We start from the raw sequence: 21,473 nt of genomic DNA, 5'->3' as shown, positions 1-21,473 counted from the left end.
AGCGCTCATTGGCGCTCCCTTATGTTATCGATCGCTTAACGCCTCACCGGGCGTTTTTGCAGCTTACGTTGCAATGTCCGCCGGTGCATGCCCAGCGCACGGGCGGTCGCGGAGATATTGCCGTCATGTTCGGCAAGCACGCGCTGGATATGTTCCCACTGCAGGCGATCCACCGACATGGGGTTTTCCGGGACCAGGGTTTCCAGGTCCGCGTGCTGCGACAGCAGGGCGGTCAGCACGTCGTCGGCGTCGGCCGGCTTGCACAGGTAATTGGTGGCGCCGCGCTTGATGGCTTCCACGGCGGTGGCGATGCTGGAGTAGCCGGTGAGAATCACCACGCGCATTTCGGCATCCAGCTCAAGCAGCTTGGGCAGCAGCACCAGGCCGGAGTCGCCATCCATCTTCAGGTCGAGCACGGCGTAGTCGGGCAGATCATCCTTGGCCATGGCCAGGCCTTCCTCGGCAGAGCCGGCGACCGACACCCGCAACCCGCGACGGGTCATGGCGCGGGCCATGACGCGGGTAAAGGTGGCATCGTCATCCACCAGCAGCAGGTGGGGCTGCTCTTCGCCTTCGAACAGGATCTCTTCGCTCATGGTACTTCCTCGCGGGCGCGGCGGTCAGGCCACGCCATAGCTTCTGGGCAGACGCAACTCCGTCAGAGTGCCGCCATCTTCATGGTTATACAACTTCACCGTCCCACCCGCCCGGGTCACGCTGGCCTGGCTGAGGAACAGCCCCAGGCCGAAGCCCTTGCCCTTGGTGGTGAAGAACGGCTTGCCGAGCTGCTCGGCAATGGCCAGCGGCACGCCCGGCCCCTGGTCGCGGATGCTCAGGCAGATTTCACCGGCATCCCAGTCCAGGCGGATGTCCAGATCGTCCGGGCAGGCGTCCGTCGCGTTGTTGAGCAGGTTCAGCAGCGCCTGGCTCAGGTCGGTCGGCGGAATCATCCGCGGCGCCTTGCCCTTGCCCAGCGTCTGGTAGCGGTAGCTCGCCTCCGGCCGCATCAGGTGCCAGCGACGCAGCACCGATTCGACCCACTCGTTGGCGCCCTGCTCTTCCACCGCCTGGCGGCGATCCGCCTCGGCAGCCCGCACCAGGTGCTGCAGGGTGGTCTTGCAGAGCTTGACCTGCTCCTGCAGCAGGGCGAGATCTTCCTGCAACATCGGCTGGTCCGCATTGGTCTGGCGCAATTCCTTGAGCAGTACGCTCATGGTAGCCAACGGCGTGCCCAGCTCATGGGCGGCGCCGGCGGCCTGGGTGGCCACCGCCAGCAATTGCTGGTCGCGCATGCCTTCCTCGCGCCGCTGCGCCTGCAACTGCTCCTGGCGGCGCAGTGCCTCGGACATGCGCGCGACGAAGAAGGTGATCAGCGCCGCGGCCAGGGCAAAGCTCAGCCACATGCCGTAGATCAGCAGGTTGTCGCGTTGCGCCGAGGCCATCTCCAGCGGGTGGAACCACACCAGCAGCACCGTGTAGCTGGCCAGCGCAAGACCGGCCAGGGCGATGGTGTAGAGCCAGGGCAAGGTCGCCGCGGCGATGGTCAGCGGCACCAGGTAATAGGAGACGAAGGGGTTGCTCGACCCGCCCGAGTAATAGAGCAGCACGCTGTGGATGACCAGGTCGCAGGCGAGCTGGACGGCGTATTCGAGTTCGGTCACCGGCCACGGGCCGCGCAGGCGCAGCGCGGTGCCCAGGCAGAGCACGAGGGAGACACCAATGGTCACGCCGAGCGCCAGCCAGGGCAGCTGGATCAGCTGGGCCTTGTAGGCGAGCCCGACCGAACCGGCCTGGGCAGCGAGAACGAGAATACGGATGAGCGTCAGATGCAGAAGGTTCTGACGACTAGCGGACAGCTGGAAAACCGGTGGGCGCATGGTGAATTCCGGAATTTGCGCGAGTATAGCCAAGAGCCCCCTCTCCCTAATGCGGCATAGCGCCACAGCATACTCCAGTGCCGCCGCCACGGTCGGAAACAATTGGTGACATGGATCATTAACCCGTACTCGAACCCTGTCTCGTCACAGGGTCTGACAGTCTTCGCCACCGCCTCGACTAGGCTGTGGCCTCGGACATTTTCTGGAGCAAGGAGTCATCCATGTCTGTATTGAAGAAACCCTTCACCGCCATCGCCGCCGCCATTGCCCTGTGCGCCACCAGCCTGGGCGCCCTGGCAGACGAGCCGCGCTACAACCAGGTGTCGCTGCGCGCCGAGGTCAGCCAGGAAGTCGCCCACGACCTGATGCACGTGACCCTGTTCAGCGAAGGGCAGGCCGCCGACCCGGCGAAGCTGGCCGCCGAAACCACCACCACGCTCAATGCCGCCCTGGAGCGGGCGCGCAAGGTGAAGGGCGTGACCGTCAGCCTGGGCAGCCGCAACAGCTACCCGGTATATGACGACAAGGGGCAGAAGATCACCGCCTGGCGCGAGCGCGCGGAGATCCGCCTGGAAAGCACCGACTTCGCTGCCCTCTCGCAGCTCACCGCCGACCTGCTGGGTAACCTGAAGATGGGCAGCATGGACTTCAGCATCGCCGATGCCACCCGCGCCAAGAACGAGGACGCGATGATGAAAGGCGCCGTGGATGCCTTCAAGGCTCGCGCCCAGGTGCTGACCGAGGCGCTGGGCGGCAAGGGCTACAAGCTGGTCAGCCTGAACCTGAACACCTCCGGCGCACCGCGCCCGATGCCGGTGATGCGCATGGCCGCGGCCAAGTTCGCCTCCATGGACGCGGCCCCTGCACAGGAAATCGAAGCCGGCACCAGCCAGGTCACCGTCAGTGCCGACGGCACGATCGAGGTGCAGATGCCGTAACACTCGCGGCCTCTTTCGGCGCGGCGCCTCCGGGAACCGGGGCGCCGTCGCCCGACCGCATGGTTCCCATTGTCGAAATTGCGACATTCCCTTGCACTCGCGTCACAACTTCTACACTGACCCCGGTTAGCCGCTTGCGCCCGGCATGTGCCGTGCATAGCTTCACGCAACGCAGCTCACAAGGCTGTTCCTCGATGAAAACCAGAATAACCAGAGGTCCGTATGCGTAAGAACGCCGTCATTCGCTCCATGATCGCCGCAGGGTTGATCGCCAGCGCCCCGCTCGCCCACGCCGCCAACAACCTGGTCTACTGCTCCGAAGGCAGCCCCGCGGGCTTCGACCCCGGCCAGTACACCACCGGCACCGACTTCGACGCCTCCGCCGAGACGGTCTTCAACCGCCTCACCCAGTTCGAGCGCGGCGGCACCCAGGTCATCCCGGGCCTGGCGGAAAAGTGGGACGTATCCGAAGACGGCAAGACCTACACCTTCCACCTGCGTTCCGGCGTGAAGTTCCACACCACCGAGTACTTCAAGCCGACCCGCGAATTCAACGCCGACGACGTGCTGTTCACCTTCAACCGCATGCTCGACAAGAACCATCCGTTCCGCAAGGCGTACCCCACCGAGTTCCCCTACTTCACCGACATGGGCATGGACGCGAACATCGCCAAGGTGGAGAAGGTCGACGACCACACCGTCAAGTTCACGCTCAACGAAGTCGACGCCGCGTTCATCCAGAACCTGGCCATGAGCTTCGCCTCGATCCAGTCCGCCGAATACGCCGACCAGCTGCTCAAGCAGGGCAAGGCCAGCGACATCAACCAGAAGCCCGTCGGCACCGGTCCGTTCGTGTTCAATCGCTACCAGAAGGACGCGATGATCCGCTTCAAGGCCAACCCGGACTACTGGAACAAGGGCGAGGTGAAGATCGACAACCTGATCTTCGCGATCAACACCGACGCTTCGGTGCGCATGCAGAAGCTCAAGGCCAACGAGTGCCAGATCACCCTCTTCCCGCGTCCGGCCGACCTGGACGCCCTGAAGAAGGACGCGAACCTGAGCATGCCGTCGCAGCCGGGCTTCAACCTCGGCTACATCGCCTACAACGTCCTCCACAAGCCGTTCGACAAGCTCGAAGTGCGCGAGGCGCTGGATATGGCGGTGAACAAGAAGGCGATCATCGACGCTGTCTACCAGGGCGCCGGCCAGCTCGCCGTGAACGGCATGCCGCCGACCCAGTGGTCCTACGACGACAGCATCAAGGACGCCGGCTACAACCCGGAAAAAGCCAAGGAACTGCTGAAGAAGGCCGGCGTCGCCGAAGGCACCGAGATCACCCTGTGGGCCATGCCGGTGCAGCGTCCCTACAACCCCAACGCCAAGCTGATGGCCGAGATGCTGCAATCCGACTGGGCGAAGGTCGGCATCAAGGCGAAGATCGTCACCTACGAGTGGGGCGAGTACATCAAGCGCGCCAAGGGCGGCGAGCACGACGCCATGCTGATCGGCTGGAGCGGCGACAACGGTGACCCGGACAACTGGCTCGGCACCCTCTATGGCTGCGATGCCGTGGACGGCAACAACTTCTCCAAATGGTGCGACCCGGCGTACGACAAGCTGATCAAGGAGGCCAAGCGCACCCCGGATCAGGCCAAGCGCACCGAGCTGTACAAGCAGGCCCAGCACATCCTCAAGGAGCAGGTGCCGATCACCCCGATCGCCCACTCCACCGTGTACCAGCCGATGCGCAAGACGGTGCAGGACTTCAAGATCAGCCCGTTCGCGCTGAACTCGTTCTACGGCGTCAGCGTAGGCAAGTAAGGCCAAGGCCGCCGGGCTTCCCGGCGGCCCTTTCTTCCGGCAGCCGCCGTGCGCAACGCGCTCATCCGCCTGGCCCTGGCCAGCCTGCTCGGCTGCACGCCGGCCTTTGGCCAATCCCTGGTGGTGTGCACCGAAGCCAGCCCGGAAGGCTTCGACATCACCCAGTACACCGCCGCCACCACCGCCGACGCCGCGGCCGAGACGGTTTTCGAGCGCCTGGTGCAGTTCGCCCCCGGCAGCACCCGCCTGGTGCCCGCGCTGGCGGAGAGCTGGAGCATCAGCGATGACGGCCTGCAGTACACCTTCGCCCTGCGCCAGGGCGTGAAATTCCACAGCACCGACTATTTCACGCCGACCCGCGATTTCAACGCCGACGACGTGCTCTGGAGCTTCCAGCGCCAACTGGACCCGAAGCACCCATGGAACAAGCTGGCCCCGCGCGGCTTCCCCTACGCCGAGGCGATGGGCCTGCCCGGCCTGATCAGCGCGGTGGAGAAGCTCGACGAGCACCACGTGCGCTTCACCCTTCGGCACCCCGAGGCGCCCTTCCTCGCCGACCTGGCGATGGGGTTCGCCTCCATCTATTCCGCCGAGTACGGCAACCTGCTGCTGGCCGCCGAGAAGGCCGACCAGTTGAACAACCTGCCCATCGGCACCGGTCCCTTCGTCTTCCAGCGCTACCAGAAGGACGCCCAGGTGCGCTTCAGCGCCAACCCGGATTACTGGGCCGGCCCACCGAAGATCGACCGGCTGTTGCTGGCGATCACCCCCGATCCGAACGTGCGCATCCAGAAGGTCAAGGCCGGCGACTGCCAGATCGCCGTGTACCCCAAACCCACCGACGTCCCGGCGCTGCGCCAGGACGCGATGCTGAAGATCGAGGAGCTGGATTCGCTGCTGGTTGCCTACGTCGGCATCAATACCCGGCACAAGCCGCTGGACGATGTGCGCGTGCGCCAGGCCATCAACCTCGCCTTCGACCGCCACGCCTACCTGCGCGCGCAGTTCGGCGAAGGCGCCGCGACCCTGGCCGTGGCGCCCTATCCGCCGACGCTGTGGGGCTCCGACCCGCAGCTCGAGGTCTGGCCGCATGACCCGGCACGGGCGAAGCAGCTGCTGGAGGAAGCCGGCATCAAGCCGGGCCTGAAACTGTCGATCTGGACCCGCCCCGGCGGCGGGCCGACCAACCCCAACCCCGGCATCGGCGCGCAGATGCTGCAGAGCGACCTGGGCCAGATCGGCATCCAGGCGGACATCCGCGTGTTCGAATGGGGCGAGCTGATCAAGCGCGCCAAGGAAGGCGAGCACGACCTGATCTTCATGGGCTGGGCGGGCGACAACGGCGACCCGGACAATTTCCTCACGCCGAACCTGTCCTGCGCTGCCGCCAGGAGCGGCGAGAACCAGGCCGGCTGGTGCAACGCCGAATTCGACGAGCTGCTGCGCCAGGCCCGCGCCATCACCGACCAGGAAACCCGCGCCGGGCTCTACCGCCAGGCGTTGGCGATCTTCCAGCGCGAGGCGCCGTGGATCGCCCTGGCCTATCCCAAGCAGTTCGCCGTGGTACGGCCCGGCGTGAGCGGCTTCACGCTCAGCCCGCTGGGGTCGAACAACTTCTCGCGGGTTGAAGTCGCTCCCTGAGCAGTTACTGTAGGAGCGAGCTTGCTCGCGAACACCCCCCGCAGTGAAGCGATTCGCGAGCAAGCTCGCTCCTACGAAGAGCCGCCAGCCTCAAGCCTCCAGGCCGAACGGATCGTCCACCGAATGGCTCGGCTGGGTGAACCAGCGCGGGCCGTCCTGCGTCATGTAGAAGTGGTCCTCCAGACGGATGCCGAACTCGCCGGGCACGCAGATCATCGGCTCGTTGCTGAAGCACATGCCGACGTCCAGCGGCGTGCTGTCGCCGCGCACCAGGTAGGGCCCTTCATGGATGTCCAGGCCGATGCCATGGCCGGTGCGGTGCGGCAAGCCGGGCAGCGCGTAGTCCGGCCCCAGGCCGCCGGCTTCCAGGCAGCGGCGCGCGGCGGCGTCCACCTGCTCGCAGGGCGCCCCCAGCACGGCGGCGTCGAACGCAGCCTGCTGCGCGGCCTTCTCCAGGTTCCACAGCTCGCGCTGGCGGGCGCTGGGCGTGCCGAACACGTAGCTGCGGGTGATGTCGGCGTTGTAGCCGAACAGTTGGCAGCCGGTATCGATCAGCACCATGTCGCCCTCGCGCAGCGGCCGCGGCTGGCGCACGCCGTGGGGGAAGGCGCTGTCCTCGCCGAACAGCACGATGCAGAAGGTCGAACCCGGTGCGCCCACCTGGCGGTGGGCGGCCTCGATGAAGCGCGTGACCTCGGTGGTCGTGATGCCCTCGCGCAGGATGCTCGCGGCGGCCTGGTGCACCGCCAGGGTCATGTCCTTCGCCCGCTGCAGCAGCGCCAGCTCTGCCGGCGACTTGCAGCGGCGGCACTGCTCGACCAGGGCGCCAGCATCCACCCATTGCAGCCGGCCCGCCGCCTGGCGCAGGCGCTCGAACATGCCGAACGGCAGGCTGTGGCACAGCCCGACCCGCGCGCCGTCGCTCACCTCGATTTCCGCCAGCATGCCGGCCAACAGGGTGAACGGGCTTTCGTGTTCGGCCCAGACGCAGATGCTGCCGGGGAGCACCTGCAGGTCGCGCACGGTGCCCTCCTCGAACGCCGGGGCGATGTAGCGCACGTCGCCCCGCGCCGGCACCAGCGCGCCCACCAGCCGCTCACTGGGGTTCCACTTCAGGCCGGTGAAATAGACCAGCGAGCTGCCGGCATCGACGAACACCGCGGAGATTTCCCGCGCCTGCATCAGCCGTTGCAAGCGGGCGATGCGCGCCTGGTATTCCTCGAGCGCAATGGGGGATGCGCCGGCCGTCATGACCTGCAGCTTCGCCAGCGCCTGTTCGGGGCTCGCGCCCCCTACTCCCAATGTCATGCGTCTCTCCCGAGGAATGAAAACAGCGAGAAATTTAAGCAGCACTGAATTTTCAGGTCAAAGGATATTCCGCCCCCTGGGGCTTTCGCCGGGATTTCCCCCTGGCGGATGGCCCGATGCTTTCACCGGGCGAGGACGCTGGTATGCTGCCGGCGTCCCACAAGAGCCTTGCCAATGTCCGCAGATCGCATCGGAGAACGCCTGCGCCGCTATCGCCGCGCAGCGAAAAAGACCCTGAACCAGGTGGCTGCCGAATCGGGCCTGACCGCCAGCTTCCTGTCCCAGGCCGAACGCAATCTCACCGGCGTTTCGCTGTCCTCCCTGGCCAGCATCGCCAAGGCGCTGGATGTGCCACTCAACGCGCTGTTCGATTCCCCGCAGCAGATCCCGCCGGATTCGCACCAGGGCGAGCGTGTGCGCTACACCATCGAAGGCCAGCCGTTGAGCTACGAGCGGCTCTCCAGCAGTTTTCCGGGCAATCAGCTGAACGCGGTGAAAGTCACCGTGCCGGTGGGCTATGAATCCGAGTTGATCACCCATGACGGCTCGGAGTTCGCCTACGTCCTCAGCGGACGAATCGCCTACGTGATCGACGGTCATACCTATCCCCTGGCCCCCGGCGACTCGATACATTTCGACTCCGGCAAGCGCCACTGCCTGCGCAACACCGGCGAGGAAGTCGCCGAGATGCTGACGGTGACCACCCTGCCGCTGTTCGGCGAACAGCCCGCGGGCTGACGCGTCGGCCGCAAAAATTCAGTCTCACTGAATTTTAAGTTGCACTTAAATTCGACGTATTTTAACTTCGGCGACGAAAGTGGCCGGGCACACCGCTCGGCCATCTGCGGACGGCGCCCACCCTTGCCGTTCGCCCGAGCCGGTCCTGTTCTCTCTCTGGATCGCCGGTCCCTCAGAAGAACAACAATGAGGTCAGGCAATGCCCATCACGCGACGTAATTCCCTGCACGCCATCGCCCTGGGCGCTTTGCTGCTCGCCGGCTCCACGGCCCAGGCAGCCTCAAGCCTGGTGTACTGCTCCGAAGGCAGCCCGGCGGGTTTCGACCCCGGCCAATACACCACCGGCACCGATTACGACGCGACGTCCGAGACCCTGTTCAATCGCCTGGTGCAGTTCCAGCGCGGCGGCACCGAGGCCCAGCCGGCCCTGGCGCAGAGCTGGGAAACCTCCGCGGACGGCAAGACCTGGACCTTCCACCTGCGCCCCGGCGTGAAGTTCCACACCACCGAGTACTTCAAGCCGACCCGCGAATTCAACGCCGACGACGTGCTGTTCACCTTCAACCGCATGCTCGACAAGGAGCAGCCGTTCCGCAAGGCGTACCCCACCGAGTTCCCCTACTTCACCGACATGGGCCTGGACCGCAACATCGCCAAGGTGAGCAAGGTCGACGAGCACACGGTGACCTTCACCCTGAACGAGGTCGACGCCGCCTTCGTGCAGAACCTGGCGATGAACTTCGCGGTGATCCAGTCCGCCGAGTACGCCGACCAGTTGCTCCGGCAGGGCAAGCCCGGCGACATCAACCAGAAGCCCATCGGCACCGGCCCCTTCGTCTTCAGCCGCTACCAGAAGGACGCGATGATCCGCTTCAAGGGCAACAAGGATTACTGGAAGCCCGAGGACGTGAAGGTCGACAACCTGGTCTTCGCCATCAACACCGATGCCTCGGTGCGCATGCAGAAGCTCAAGGCCGACGAATGCCAGATCACCCTGAACCCGCGCCCGGCGGACCTCGAAGCGCTGAAGCAGGACCCGAACCTGAACATGCCCTCGCAGCCGGGCTTCAACCTCGGCTACCTGGCCTACAACGTCACCCACCCGCCGCTCGACAACACCGACGTGCGCCGTGCGCTGGACATGGCGCTGAACAAGCAGGCAATCATCGACGCCATCTACCAGGGCGCCGGCCAACTGGCAGTGAATGCCATGCCGCCGACCCAGTGGTCCTACGACACCTCCATCAAGGGCCAGGCCTACGACCCGGAACAGGCCAGGGCGCTGCTGAAGAAGGCCGGCGTCGCCGAGGGCACCCAGATCACCCTGTGGGCCATGCCGGTGCAGCGCCCCTACAACCCCAACGCCAAGCTGATGGCCGAGATGATCCAGGCCGACTGGGCCAAGGTGGGCATCCGGGCGAAGATCGTCACCTACGAATGGGGCGAGTACATCAAGCGCGCCCACGCCGGCGAGCACGATGCCATGCTGTTCGGCTGGACCGGCGACAACGGCGACCCGGACAACTGGCTGGGCACGCTCTACGGCTGCGACTCGGTGAACGGCAACAACGTTTCCAAGTGGTGCAACGCCGATTACGACAAGCTGGTGCGCCAGGCCAAGGCCACCACCGACCACGACCAGCGCGTCGCGCTCTACCAGAAGGCGCAGCAGTTGCTCGCGCAACAACTGCCCATCAGCCCCATCGCCCACTCCACCGTCTACCAGCCCATGCGCAAGTCGGTGCAGGGGTTCCTGATCAGCCCCTTCGGGCGCAACTCCTTCTATGGCGTGGCCAACCAGCCCTGATCCCCGATGAGTCACTGGCGGCACTGACCGCCTGAACGCCAGCCCGGCGAAGACCGGGCGGCCCCCCGCCATCCCCTCTGCCTGCCGGCTCCCCCATCTGCACGATGGGCGGAGGGGATGCGTTCGTTGCTAGGAAACTCAACAACAACATGGAGCACCTCATGCAACACCACGCAATCACCCGATCCCTTCTGGCGCTCACCATCTGCGGCGGCAGCCTGGGCCATGCCTGGGCCGACGACAACAGCGCCCAGGCGGGCGCGAAGGGCTTCGTCGAAGACCAGAAGCTGACCTTCTACACCCGCAACTTCGCCTCCCGCGAGCAGATGAAGGACAGCTTCCACTTCAACATCAAGAAGGACGGCTACACCGAACCGACCCACAGCCGCTACACCCTGGTGCAGGGCAGCCGCCTGGACTACAACTCCGGCTACACCCAGGGCACCATCGGCGTGGGCATCGACGCGGCGGCCTTCCAGGCCATCAACCTGGAGCAGGGCCACGGCCGCATCGCCGGCGGCGGCAACCGCACCCTGGCGGACAGCGACGGCGACGCCGAAAGCGAATGGTCGAAGATCGGCCTGGGCGCGCTGAAACTGCGCGCCTCCAACACCGTGCTGAAAATCGGCCGCCAGCAACCGGATACGCCAGTCTTTACGCCGAACGACAACCGCGCCCTGCCCTCGTCCTTCGACGGCATCAGCCTGAAGAGCGACGAGCTCACCGGCCTGTCGTTGCAAGCCGGCAGCTTCACCCGCGCCAGCCCGCGCACCGGCTCCGGCAGCGAAAAGCTGACCACCGAATACGGCACCCGTGAAGTCACCGGCGATCGCTTCAGCTACCTGGGCGGCAGCTACGCCGTGACCGATGCGCTGAAGGTGACCGCCTACGGCGGCAATTTCGAGGACATCTGGAACCAGTACTTCCTCGGCGCCTCCCACGACCTGGGCGACCCGTCGGCCCTGGCCTTGAACACCAGCCTCAACTACTACGCCACCCGCGACACCGGCGCGCGCAAGGCGGGCTACATCGACAACGACGCCTACAGCCTGGCCTTCACCCTGACCCACGGCGCCCACGCCGTGCTGCTGGGCTGGCAACAGATCCGTGGCGACGAATACTTCGACTACGTGCACGAGACCGCCGCCATCAACCTGGCGAACTCGCTGCTCTCGGACTACAACGGCCCCAACGAAAAGTCCCTGCAGCTGCGCTACACCACCGACTGGGCCGGCCTGGGCGTGCCCGGCTTGACCAGCATGGTCTGGTACGCCAAGGGCTGGGGCATCGACGGCACCCACTACGACGGCGACCGCAACGGCGCCTACGGCAACTACGCCGATGTGCGCGACCTGGACGGCGCCAAGCACCACGAACTGGGGCTGAGCACCGGCTATACCCTGCAGGACGGGCCGCTCAAGAGCAGCAACTTCCGACTCACCTACATGAAGCACCTGGCCAGCCAGAATCAGATTGACGGCAGCGTCAACGAGATCCGCCTGGTCAGCAGCTTCCCGTTCAACCTGCTGTAAGGAGAACCGGCATGCCCATCTCGCGTTTGATTCCGCTTCTGCTGGCGCTCGGCAGCGGCACCGCCCTGGCGCAGAACCTGGTGGTCTGCACCGAAGCGAGCCCTGAAGGGTTCGATGTGGTCCAGTACACCGGCGCCGTGACCAACGACGCCACCTCGGAAACCGTCTTCAACCGCCTGGTGGGCTTCCGCCCCGGCACCACCGAACTGGTGCCGTCGCTGGCGCAGCGCTGGGAGGTCAGCCCCGACGGGCTGACCTATACCTTTCATCTGCGTCCCAATGTGAAATTCCACAGCACGGACTACTTCAAACCCACCCGCACCTTCAACGCCGACGATGTGCTCTGGACCTTCCAGCGCCCGCTGGACCCGAAGCATCCCTGGCACGAGTCGGCCAACCGCGGCTATGCCTACTTCGACGCCATGGGCATGCGCGAGCTGATCAAGTCGGTGGAGAAGGTCGACGACCTCACCGTGCGCTTCACCCTGACACACCCTGAAGCGCCGTTCCTCGCCGACATGGCCATGGGCTTCGCCTCGATCTACTCCGCCGAATACGGCGACCAGCTGCTGGCCGCCGGCAAGCAGGGCCAGCTCAACAACCTGCCGATCGGCACCGGGCCGTTCGTCTTCGCGCGCTACGCCAAGGATTCCCAGGTGCGCTACCGCGCCAACCCGGATTACTTCGGCGACAAGCCGGCGATCGACAACCTGGTGTTCGCCATCACCCTCGATCCCAACGTGCGCATGCAGAAAATCCGCCGCAACGAGTGCCAGATCGCCCTCTACCCCAAGCCGTCGGACGTGCCCGCCCTGCAGCAGGACAAGAACCTGGCGGTGGACAGCATCGACGCGCTGATGACCACCTACGTGGCCATCAACACCCGGCACAAGCCGCTGGACGACGTGCGCGTGCGCCAGGCGATCAACCTCGCCATCGACAAGAAGGCACTGCTCGACTCGGTGTTCGGCGCCAACGCCGCCAGCCCGGCGATCAATCCGTACCCTTCGACGCTGCTGGGCTTCAACAAGGACCTCACGGACTGGCCGCACGACCCCGAGCGCGCCAAGGCGCTGCTCAAGGACGCCGGCGCGCAGAAGCTCAAGCTGACGATCTTCATCCGCAATGGCAGCTCCCCGACCATCCCCAACCCGGCGCTGGCGGCACAGATGATGCAAGCGGACCTGGCCAAGGTCGGCATCGACCTGCAGATCCGCTCCCTGGAATGGGGCGAGCTGCTCAAGCGCTCCAAGGCCGGCGAGCATGACCTGTCGCTGCTGGGCTGGGCCGGCGACAACGGCGACCCGGACAACTTCGTCAGCCCGAACCTGAGCTGCGATGCCGCCAAGGGCGGCGAGAACCAGGCGTTCTGGTGCGACAAGGACTTCGAAGCGCTGATCCAGGAAGCCCGCCGTACGAATGAGCCTACAAAACGGGCGGAACTTTATAGAAAGGCGACATCCATATTCCACGAACAATCCCCGTGGATTCCCCTGGCGCATCCTAAGCTGTTCAATGTGCGCCGCAGCAATGTCTCGGGTTACACCATCAACCCGATGACCAATAACAACTTCGCCGACGTTCGCATCCAGTAACCGGCGAAGTAATAAGAAACCGGCGCCCGTCGATCCGACGGGTAGCCGCTCGGTGAGGAGCCCCCAACCACCATGCTCAGTTTCATCGCACGCCGATTCGGGCTGCTGATCCCGACCTTCTTCGGCGTCACCCTGCTCACCTTCGCGCTGATCCGCCTGATTCCCGGCGACCCGGTGGAAGTGATGATGGGTGAACGCCGCGTCGATCCGCAGATGCATGCCGAGGCCATGCACCGACTGGGGCTCGACAAGCCTCTGTACCAGCAGTACCTCGACTACGTCGGCAACCTCGCCCAGGGCAACCTCGGCGAGTCGCTGACCACCCGCGACAGCGTCTGGCACGAGTTCCTCACCCTGTTCCCCGCCACCCTCGAACTGTCCCTCGCCGCCCTGCTGTTCGCCGGCGTCTTCGGGCTGCTCGCCGGGGTGATCGCCGCCCTGAAGCGAGGCTCGCTGTTCGACCACGGGGTGATGACCATCTCCCTGGCCGGCTACTCGATGCCGATCTTCTGGTGGGGCCTGATCCTCATCATGCTGTTTTCCGTGTCCCTGGGCTGGACGCCGGTCTCCGGGCGCCTGGACCTGCTCTACGACATCGAGCCGAAAACCGGCTTCATGCTCATCGACACCCTGCTCTCGGACGAACAAGGCGCCTTCATGGACGCCGTGCGCCACCTGATCCTGCCGGCCATCGTGCTGGGCACCATCCCGCTGGCGGTGATCGCCCGGATGACCCGCTCCTCGATGCTCGAAGTGCTGCGCGAAGACTACGTGCGCACCGCCCGTGCCAAGGGCCTGTCGCCGGCCCGCGTGGTGTTCGTCCACGCCCTGCGCAACGCGATGATCCCGGTGCTCACCGTGTTCGGCCTGCAGGTCGGCACGCTGCTCGCCGGCGCGGTACTGACCGAGACCATCTTCTCCTGGCCCGGCATCGGCAAATGGCTGATCGACGCCATCGGCCGCCGCGACTACCCCGTGGTGCAGAACGGCATCCTGCTGGTGGCGACCCTGGTGATCCTGGTGAACTTCGTCGTGGACATCCTCTACGGCCTCGCCAACCCCCGCATCCGCCACCAGCGCTAACCGGAGCCGACGCCATGAATACCGCCGCAAAAGCTCCCGCCAGCGACCCGAGCCTGGTCTACCCGTCCCCGCTGAAAGAGTTCTGGCACGCCTTCTCGCGCAACAAGGGCGCAGTGGGCGGCCTGCTGTTCATGCTGGTCATCGTGTTCTGCGCGCTGTTCGCGCCCTGGGTCGCGCCCCATGATCCGAGCGAACAGTTCCGCGACTTCCTGCTGACTCCGCCGCTGTGGCTGGAGGGTGGCAATTCGCAGTTCCTGCTGGGCACCGACGAGCTGGGCCGCGACCTGCTCTCGCGCCTGATGCACGGGGCGCGGCTGTCGCTGATGATCGGCCTGACCTCGGTGCTGATCTCGATGATCCCCGGCATCTTCCTCGGCCTGCTCGCCGGCTTCTCGCCGACCCGCCTGGGCCCGGTGATCATGCGCCTGATGGACATCATGCTGGCGCTGCCCTCGCTGCTGCTGGCGGTGGCCATCGTCGCCATCCTCGGCCCGGGCCTGATCAACACCGTGATCGCCATCGCCATCGTCTCGCTGCCGGCCTACGTGCGCCTGACCCGCGCCGCGGTGATGGGCGAGCTGAACCGCGACTACGTCACCGCCTCGCGCCTCGCCGGTGCCGGCACCCTGCGCCTGATGTTCGTCACCGTGCTGCCCAACTGCATGGCGCCCCTGATCGTGCAGGCCACCCTGAGCTTCTCCTCGGCCATCCTCGACGCCGCCGCCCTGGGCTTCCTCGGCCTCGGCGTGCAGCCGCCGACGCCCGAGTGGGGCACCATGCTGGCCTCCGCGCGCGACTACATCGAACGCGCCTGGTGGGTCGTCTCGCTGCCCGGCCTGACCATCCTGCTCAGCGTGCTGGCGATCAACCTGATGGGCGACGGCCTGCGCGATGCGCTGGACCCGAAGCTGAAGAACGCGGCGTGAGGAAGACACAGATGATGACTTTCGCACGTGCTGCAGGAGCGAGCCTGCTCGCGAACCTGCAATCCCCCGCGTTCCCCGTTCGCGAGCAAGGACCAAGGCGTCCCCCTCGCTCCTACAAGAACAAGAACCTGACGGAGACCGCCGTATGAGCCTCCTCGACCTGCGCAATCTTTCGGTGCGCTTCGGCGACCGTAACGCCGTCCCGGTGGTGGACGGCCTCGACCTCTCGGTGGACAAGGGCGAAGTCCTGGCCATCGTCGGCGAATCCGGCTCCGGCAAGTCGGTGACCATGATGGCCCTGATGGGCCTGATCGACGCCCCCGGCATCATCACCGCCGACACCATGCAGTTCGACGGAACCGACATGCTGCGTCTCAAGGGCCGCGACCGGCGGCGCATCGTCGGCAAGGACATCGCCATGGTCTTCCAGGACCCGATGACCGCCCTCAACCCCAGCTACACCGTCGGCTACCAGATCGAGGAAGTGCTCAAGCTGCACCTCGGCCTGCGCGGCAAGGCCCTGCGCCAGCGCGCGCTGGAGCTGCTCGAACGGGTGGAAATCCCCGGCGCCGCCCAGCGCCTGGACGCCTACCCGCACCAGCTCTCCGGCGGCATGAGCCAGCGCGTCGCCATCGCCATGGCGATCGCCGGCGAGCCCAAGCTGCTGATCGCCGACGAACCCACCACCGCGCTGGACGTGACCATCCAGGCGCAGATCATGGAGCTGCTGCTGAACCTGCAGCGCGACCAGGGCATGGCGCTGATCCTCATCACCCACGACCTCGCCGTGGTTGCCGAGACCGCCCAGCGGGTCTGCGTGATGTATGCCGGGCAAGCCGTGGAGATCGGCCAGGTGCCGGCATTGTTCGACCTGCCGACCCACCCCTATACCGAGGCGCTGCTCAAGGCGATCCCCGAACACAGCGCCGGCGAGGAACGCCTGGCCACCCTGCCCGGCATCGTCCCGGGCAAGTACGACCGCCCGCAGGGCTGCCTGCTGTCGCCACGCTGCCCCTACGTGCAGGACAACTGCCGCGCCGTGCGGCCAACCCTGGACGCCCATGAGCGCGGCGCGGTGCGCTGCTTCTACCCGCTCAACCTGAACACCGAGGTGGCCCGATGAACGCCGTTCTGACCGCCCGCGACCTGACCCGTCACTACGAAATCTCCCAGGGCCTGTTCAAGCCGCACGCCCTGGTCCGCGCGCTCAACGGCGTGTCCTTCGAATTGCAGGCCGGCAAGACCCTGGCCGTGGTCGGTGAATCCGGCTGCGGCAAGTCCACCCTCGCCCGTGCGCTGACGCTGATCGAGGAGCCCACCTCCGGCTCCCTGCAGATCGCCGGGCACGAGGTGAAAGGCGCCGACCACGACACCCGCAAGCAGCTGCGCCGCGACGTGCAGATGGTCTTCCAGAACCCCTATGCCTCGCTCAACCCGCGGCAGAAGATCGGTGACCAACTGGCCGAACCGCTGCTGATCAACACCGACCTGTCGCGCGCCGAGCGCCGCGAGCGTGTGCAGGCGATGATGAAGCAGGTCGGCCTGCGTCCCGAGCATTACCAGCGCTACCCGCACATGTTCTCCGGCGGCCAGCGCCAGCGCATCGCCCTGGCCCGCGCCATGATGTTGCGACCCAAGGTGCTGGTGGCGGACGAGCCGACCTCGGCGCTGGACGTGTCGATCCAGGCCCAGGTGCTCAACCTGTTCATGGACCTGCAGCAGGAGTTCGGCACGGCCTACGTGTTCATCTCGCACAACCTCGCCGTGGTCCGCCACGTCGCCGACGACGTGCTGGTGATGTACCTCGGCCGCCCGGCGGAAATGGGCCCGGCGGACAAGCTCTACGAACGCCCGCTGCACCCCTACACCCAGGCGTTGCTGTCGGCGACCCCGGCCATCCACCCCGATCCGGACAAGCCCAAGATCAAGATCCAGGGCGAACTCCCCAACCCGCTCAACCCGCCCAGCGGCTGCGCCTTCCACAAGCGCTGCCCCTATGCGACCGAGCGTTGCAGGAGCGAGGTGCCGGCACTGCGCCTGCTCGACGAACGCCAGGTGGCCTGCCACCACGCGGAGCAGTTCCTGAACTGATGCGAAACGGGCCGGTCATAGGCCGGCCCTCTTTCGGATACAGCTGCGTCCTACAACGCAGCCGGAACAGGCCTATCGCCTGATCCCCCGTTTTCCGACAGGGTGGCGTCCCGCCACTGCCTGCGCGCCGTGGCCGTTATCCACAGGGCCACGGTCTTCCATGCTGCTGTTCTTCCTCCTGCTCATCCTCGTCGCCGCCATCATCGCCAACATCCAGCTGCACCGGTGGAAACGCCAGCGGCGGATGGACGTGCGCGCCGCGGTGACGTCATCGAGAAGACCCGCGCGGCGAAAGAGGGCGGCGGAGCCGGCGGACCTCGACGAGATAGACTGGGACGGTCTCGACCTGGACGAAGCGGACGTCAGCGCGCCCGCACCGGCCCCGCTACCGCCCCCTGAACAGCCTCGCGCCAAGGCGCCCGCCGCGCCGCCTGCGGCCAAGCCGAAAGCCGAGCGGAAGGCCGAGCCGACCGACGAATTCTTCCCGCTGGAACGGGCCCTGCCGCCAGGCCAGCTGTCCGCCGCCCAGCGCGATGCCGCCATGGCGCACCTGCTCAAGGCCCGCCTGCACCTCCCCGCCCCCGAACCGGGCGAGACGCACGTCGTGCTGGACATGGACGACGGCAGCTACGTGCCCGTCGCCACCCATCCGGCAGCAGCGACCATCGCCCTCGGGCACCTCGCCGACAACCTGCAACAGCGCCAGGGCGCGCAATTGCTGCGCGAACTGCGCGGCAAGGAACTGGGCCTGCTGGTGGTCGCCCGCAACCCGCAGAAACCCTCGGTGGCGCGCCTGTGGAAGATCCAGCCGGAAGACCTCTGAAGCTTCTCACTGTGCGTATGGCATACAACGCGGCGGAGCAGACCTGTAGGAGCGGGCCATGCCCGCGATCGCGCGCAAAGCGCGCTGCTACACGTCGCGTATCAGCGCCAGGCGCACGCCAAAGCCCAGCAGAATCCCGCCGAAGCCCCACTGCTGCATGCGCTGCATCGCCCGGTGCCGCGCCAGCCAGCGGCCCATGCGCTCGCCACTGACCGCGTAGCAGCTGTCGAAGCCCAGCCCGACCACCACCAGCAGGCCGCCCAGCAGCGCGAACTGCAGCGCCAGCGGGCCGTTCTGCGGATGGATGAACTGCGGCAGCAGCACCGAGCAGAACAACAGCGCCTTCGGGTTGAGCAGATTGGTCAGCAGCCCACGACGGAACGCACGCCCGTAGCTGACCGTGGAAACCGGCGCCTCGCCCGTGGCCACCGGCAACCCCGCCGGCGCCCGCAGCAGGTGCAGGCCAATCCACGCCAGGTAGAGCCCACCGCCAATGCGCACCACGTCGAAGGTCCACGGCGCGCTGCGGAACAGCAACGCCAGCCCGGTCGCCGCCAGCACGACGTGGCAACCCCGCGCGACACCCAGCCCCAGGGCCGTGGCCAACGCCGCACGCGAGCCGTCGCGGGCACCGGTGTGCAGCAGGAGAATCATGTCCGGCCCCGGCAGCAGGTAGACCATCGCCAGGGCGCAGGAACACACCCATATCCACAAGCACTACTCCACAGCAGTCATTGCGGATAGGGATTCTATGCCTGAAGGCCGAGGCAGGTGCTTGCGTATTCGACCAGCAATCAGCGCTGAACTGGCATACCCTGCCAATAAGATCACCGCAGAGACTTCACTCATGCCAATTCCGAAACTCGACGCCTACGACCACCGCATCCTCGCCGCCCTGCAACGCGATGGCCGCCTGACCAACGTACAGCTCGCCGAGGAGATCGGCCTATCGCCCTCCCCCTGCCTGCGCCGCGTGCGCCTGCTGGAGGAAGCCGGGATGATTCGCGGCTACCACGCGGCGCTGGGCCGCGACGAAGTCGGCCTGGGCCTGACCGTGTTCGTCGGGGTGAAGGTGGAGCGCCACAGCGACACCAGTGCCGCCGCCTTCCGCCAGGCGGTGATCGACCTGCCGGAAGTCATCTCGGTGCACCTGGTCAGCGGCGAGTCGGATTTCCTCCTGCAAGTCGTATTGCCCGACCTGCGTGCCTACGAGCAGTTCCTCACCGGTACCCTGCTCAAGCTGCCGGGCGTCAGCGATATCCGCAGCAACTTCGCGATCCAGACGGTGAAGGAGTCGGCTCCGCTGCCGTTGCGCCACCTGCCGAAATAGCAGGATTGCGCGCGGGCCACCGTGCGCCGATCATTCGCCACCTTCCCACCCACCGACAGCAAAGGAGAGACATCATGCAAGCACTGATCACCCTTTGCAGGTCGCGTCTGGCGTAATCGCTTCCCCGCCGCCCCTCTGGCGGCATCGCATTGCCCGGCTCCGGCCTGCCCCCATCCTCTTTTTTCGTTTCATTCCTCCTGGGATTGGACAATGGGCAATTGCATCCAAAATCTGTCCGACGGCATCACCCTGATCGCCGCGGACGACACCTGGATCGAAGGTAAAGCGATCCAGCAACTTGAAACCACCGCCCGCCTGCCGGGCATGCAGCGTGTCGCCGGCATGCCGGACCTGCACCCCGGCCGGGGCTACCCGATCGGCGCGGCGTTCTTCTCCACCGGTCGCCTGTATCCGGCGCTGGTGGGCAACGACATCGGTTGCGGCATGGCGCTGTGGCGCACCGATATCGCCACCGCCAAGCTGAACCTGGACAAGCTGGAAAAGCGCCTGGGCAACCTCGACGGCCCGCTGGACGACGACTGGAGCGAGCGCATCGCCGGCTTCGGCCTGCCGCCCTGCGGCCACGAGCATTCGCTGGGCACCATCGGCGGCGGCAACCACTTCGCCGAGCTGCAGCAACTCGATCAGCTCTACGACGAAGCCGCCGTAGCAGCCCTCGGCCTCGACCGCCGTCACCTGCTCCTGCTGGTGCACAGCGGCTCGCGCGGCCTGGGCGAAGCCATCCTGCGCGAGCAGGTCGATCGTTTCAGCCACCAGGGCCTGGCACAAGGCACCGACGACTGCGCGTACTACCTGGCCCGCCACGATGGCGCGCTGCGTTTCGCCGAAGCCAACCGCCAGCTGATCGCCCTGCGCATGCTCGAGCGCCTGCGGGCGGACGGTGGGCAGGTGCTGGACGTGAACCACAACCTGGTCAGCCCGGCCCAGGTCGACGGCGTCGACGGCTGGCTGCACCGCAAGGGCGCGACGCCGGCGGACCGCGGGGTGATGGTCATCCCCGGCTCGCGCGGCGACTTCAGCTACCTGGTGGAACCGGTCGCCGATCCGCGCAGCCTCTTCTCCCTCGCCCATGGCGCGGGGCGCAAGTGGATGCGCAGCGAGTGCAAGGACCGTCTCTCGGCGCGCTACCGCGTCGAGCAGCTGGCGCGCACGGCGCTGGGCAGCCGGGTGATCTGCGGTGATCGCGCGCTGATCTACGAGGAGGCGCCGGAAGCCTACAAGGCCATCGACTCGGTGGTCGGCGCGCTGCGTGAAGCGGGGCTGCTGCGGGTGCTGGCGCGACTGAAGCCGGTGCTGACCTACAAGACCCGCGGGGAGTGCTGCTGATGATCCTGCTGCAACTGTCTGCGGCCCAGGGGCCGGACGAATGTGCGCTGGCCGTGGCCAAGGCCCTGCAGCGTCTGCTGCGTGAAGCGGAGGCCAGCGGCACCGAGGCGCGCGTGATCGAGGAGGAAGCCGGCCCGCGCCGGGGCACGCTGCTCTCGGTGCTGCTGGCACTGGAGGGCGACTCGGCGGCAAGGCTGGCCGAGGGCTGGAACGGCACCCTGCAATGGGTCTGCGCCAGCCCTTACCGGCCCAACCACGGGCGCAAGAACTGGTACTTCGGCGGCGCACGATTCAGCGCGCCGCCGGCCAGCCTCGAAGGTGAAGTGCGCTTCGAAACCCTGCGCTCTTCCGGCCCCGGCGGGCAACACGTCAACACCACCGATTCGGCGGTGCGCGCCACTCACCTCGCCAGCGGGCTGAGCGTGAAGGTCCAGAGCGAACGCAGCCAGCACGCCAACAAGCGCCTGGCGCTGCTGCTGATCGCCCGCAAGCTGGAGGAACGCGCGGAGCAGGCGAGCAGCGAATTGCGCGCCGAACGCCGACTGGCCCATCACCATCTGCAACGCGGCAATCCGCGCCGGGTGTTTCGCGGTGAACGCTTCGAAGGTTGAGA

Annotated in this window: 19 protein-coding genes; 15 read left to right on the top strand and 4 right to left on the bottom strand. The window is 66.4% G+C overall.

Features of this window, described 5'->3' with window-relative positions:
* Positions 1 to 35 precede the first annotated feature (35 nt).
* Together N0B71_RS13520 and N0B71_RS13515 are read right to left on the bottom strand one after the other, a co-directional pair.
* On the bottom strand, positions 36 to 596 hold the full coding sequence (locus N0B71_RS13520; RefSeq protein ID WP_054906642.1) for a response regulator transcription factor: 561 nt from the start codon (positions 594 to 596) through the stop codon (positions 36 to 38).
* Between the two features lie 24 nt (positions 597 to 620).
* The gene (locus tag N0B71_RS13515; protein ID WP_259759339.1) at positions 621 to 1,877 is read right to left on the bottom strand and encodes an ATP-binding protein; all 1,257 of its coding nucleotides are present in this window, start codon (positions 1,875 to 1,877) and stop codon (positions 621 to 623) included.
* 221 nt (positions 1,878 to 2,098) lie between these two features.
* On the opposite strand from N0B71_RS13515, the gene N0B71_RS13510 reads away from it, so the two are divergent.
* From N0B71_RS13510 to N0B71_RS13500, 3 genes are all read left to right on the top strand, one after another.
* On the top strand, positions 2,099 to 2,815 hold the full coding sequence (locus tag N0B71_RS13510) for an SIMPL domain-containing protein (protein ID WP_259759338.1): 717 nt from the start codon (positions 2,099 to 2,101) through the stop codon (positions 2,813 to 2,815).
* Between the two features lie 222 nt (positions 2,816 to 3,037).
* Complete coding sequence (locus tag N0B71_RS13505) at positions 3,038 to 4,639, top strand: ABC transporter substrate-binding protein (RefSeq protein WP_259759337.1); 1,602 nt, start codon at positions 3,038 to 3,040, stop codon at positions 4,637 to 4,639.
* 48 nt (positions 4,640 to 4,687) lie between these two features.
* Entirely contained in the window at positions 4,688 to 6,280 is a 1,593-nt protein-coding gene (locus N0B71_RS13500; protein WP_442964660.1) for an ABC transporter substrate-binding protein, read from the top strand.
* Between the two features lie 90 nt (positions 6,281 to 6,370).
* Here N0B71_RS13500 and N0B71_RS13495 read toward each other — a convergent pair whose 3' ends face one another.
* Entirely contained in the window at positions 6,371 to 7,588 is a 1,218-nt protein-coding gene (locus tag N0B71_RS13495) for a M24 family metallopeptidase (protein ID WP_259759336.1), read from the bottom strand.
* Positions 7,589 to 7,762: 174 nt separating this feature from the next.
* Between N0B71_RS13495 and N0B71_RS13490 the strand changes: the two genes are divergently transcribed.
* The 9 genes from N0B71_RS13490 (at position 7,763) to N0B71_RS13450 (ending at position 18,183) form a co-directional block, all read left to right on the top strand.
* Positions 7,763 to 8,326 carry a helix-turn-helix domain-containing protein gene (locus N0B71_RS13490; RefSeq protein WP_259759335.1) on the top strand — a complete coding sequence of 188 codons (564 nt, stop codon included), beginning with the start codon at positions 7,763 to 7,765 and terminating at the stop codon, positions 8,324 to 8,326.
* Positions 8,327 to 8,525: 199 nt separating this feature from the next.
* Entirely contained in the window at positions 8,526 to 10,133 is a 1,608-nt protein-coding gene (locus N0B71_RS13485) for an ABC transporter substrate-binding protein (RefSeq protein ID WP_259759334.1), read from the top strand.
* A gap of 161 nt (positions 10,134 to 10,294) precedes the next feature.
* Complete coding sequence (locus tag N0B71_RS13480) at positions 10,295 to 11,665, top strand: OprD family porin (RefSeq protein WP_259759333.1); 1,371 nt, start codon at positions 10,295 to 10,297, stop codon at positions 11,663 to 11,665.
* Between the two features lie 11 nt (positions 11,666 to 11,676).
* On the top strand, positions 11,677 to 13,260 hold the full coding sequence (locus tag N0B71_RS13475) for an ABC transporter substrate-binding protein (protein ID WP_259759332.1): 1,584 nt from the start codon (positions 11,677 to 11,679) through the stop codon (positions 13,258 to 13,260).
* 72 nt (positions 13,261 to 13,332) lie between these two features.
* Complete coding sequence (locus N0B71_RS13470; RefSeq protein WP_259759331.1) at positions 13,333 to 14,343, top strand: ABC transporter permease subunit; 1,011 nt, start codon at positions 13,333 to 13,335, stop codon at positions 14,341 to 14,343.
* A 14-nt stretch (positions 14,344 to 14,357) separates the two neighbouring features.
* Positions 14,358 to 15,269 (top strand): ABC transporter permease subunit, encoded by a 912-nt coding sequence (locus tag N0B71_RS13465; RefSeq protein ID WP_259759330.1) that lies wholly within the window; start codon positions 14,358 to 14,360, stop codon positions 15,267 to 15,269.
* A 145-nt stretch (positions 15,270 to 15,414) separates the two neighbouring features.
* Positions 15,415 to 16,392: an ABC transporter ATP-binding protein gene (locus tag N0B71_RS13460; RefSeq protein ID WP_259759329.1), complete on the top strand. Its 978-nt coding sequence runs from the start codon at positions 15,415 to 15,417 to the stop codon at positions 16,390 to 16,392.
* The gene (locus N0B71_RS13455; RefSeq protein WP_259759328.1) at positions 16,389 to 17,360 is read left to right on the top strand and encodes a peptide ABC transporter ATP-binding protein; all 972 of its coding nucleotides are present in this window, start codon (positions 16,389 to 16,391) and stop codon (positions 17,358 to 17,360) included. The genes N0B71_RS13460 and N0B71_RS13455 overlap by 4 nt, the downstream gene beginning before the upstream one ends.
* 160 nt (positions 17,361 to 17,520) lie before the next feature.
* Positions 17,521 to 18,183: a hypothetical protein gene (locus tag N0B71_RS13450; RefSeq protein ID WP_259759327.1), complete on the top strand. Its 663-nt coding sequence runs from the start codon at positions 17,521 to 17,523 to the stop codon at positions 18,181 to 18,183.
* 87 nt (positions 18,184 to 18,270) lie between these two features.
* On the opposite strand, the gene N0B71_RS13445 is transcribed toward N0B71_RS13450, so the two are convergent.
* Positions 18,271 to 18,864, bottom strand: coding sequence for a LysE family translocator (locus tag N0B71_RS13445; RefSeq protein ID WP_259759559.1), 594 nt, complete (start codon positions 18,862 to 18,864; stop codon positions 18,271 to 18,273).
* Positions 18,865 to 19,030: 166 nt separating this feature from the next.
* On the opposite strand from N0B71_RS13445, the gene N0B71_RS13440 reads away from it, so the two are divergent.
* From N0B71_RS13440 to prfH, 3 genes are all read left to right on the top strand, one after another.
* A complete protein-coding gene (locus N0B71_RS13440; RefSeq protein ID WP_259759326.1) occupies positions 19,031 to 19,513 on the top strand; it encodes an Lrp/AsnC family transcriptional regulator in 483 nt (160 codons plus the stop codon).
* A 210-nt stretch (positions 19,514 to 19,723) separates the two neighbouring features.
* Positions 19,724 to 20,860 carry an RNA ligase RtcB family protein gene (locus N0B71_RS13435; protein ID WP_259759325.1) on the top strand — a complete coding sequence of 379 codons (1,137 nt, stop codon included), beginning with the start codon at positions 19,724 to 19,726 and terminating at the stop codon, positions 20,858 to 20,860.
* Positions 20,860 to 21,471 carry a peptide chain release factor H gene (gene prfH / locus N0B71_RS13430; RefSeq protein WP_259759324.1) on the top strand — a complete coding sequence of 204 codons (612 nt, stop codon included), beginning with the start codon at positions 20,860 to 20,862 and terminating at the stop codon, positions 21,469 to 21,471. The genes N0B71_RS13435 and prfH overlap by 1 nt, the downstream gene beginning before the upstream one ends.
* Positions 21,472 to 21,473: the final 2 nt, after the last annotated feature.

This window comes from Pseudomonas sp. GCEP-101, from assembly GCF_025133575.1.
Lineage (GTDB): Bacteria > Pseudomonadota > Gammaproteobacteria > Pseudomonadales > Pseudomonadaceae > Pseudomonas > Pseudomonas nitroreducens_B.
The sequence above is the reverse complement of the archived record's forward strand: the minus strand, read 5'-3'. Positions and strand labels throughout refer to the sequence as shown.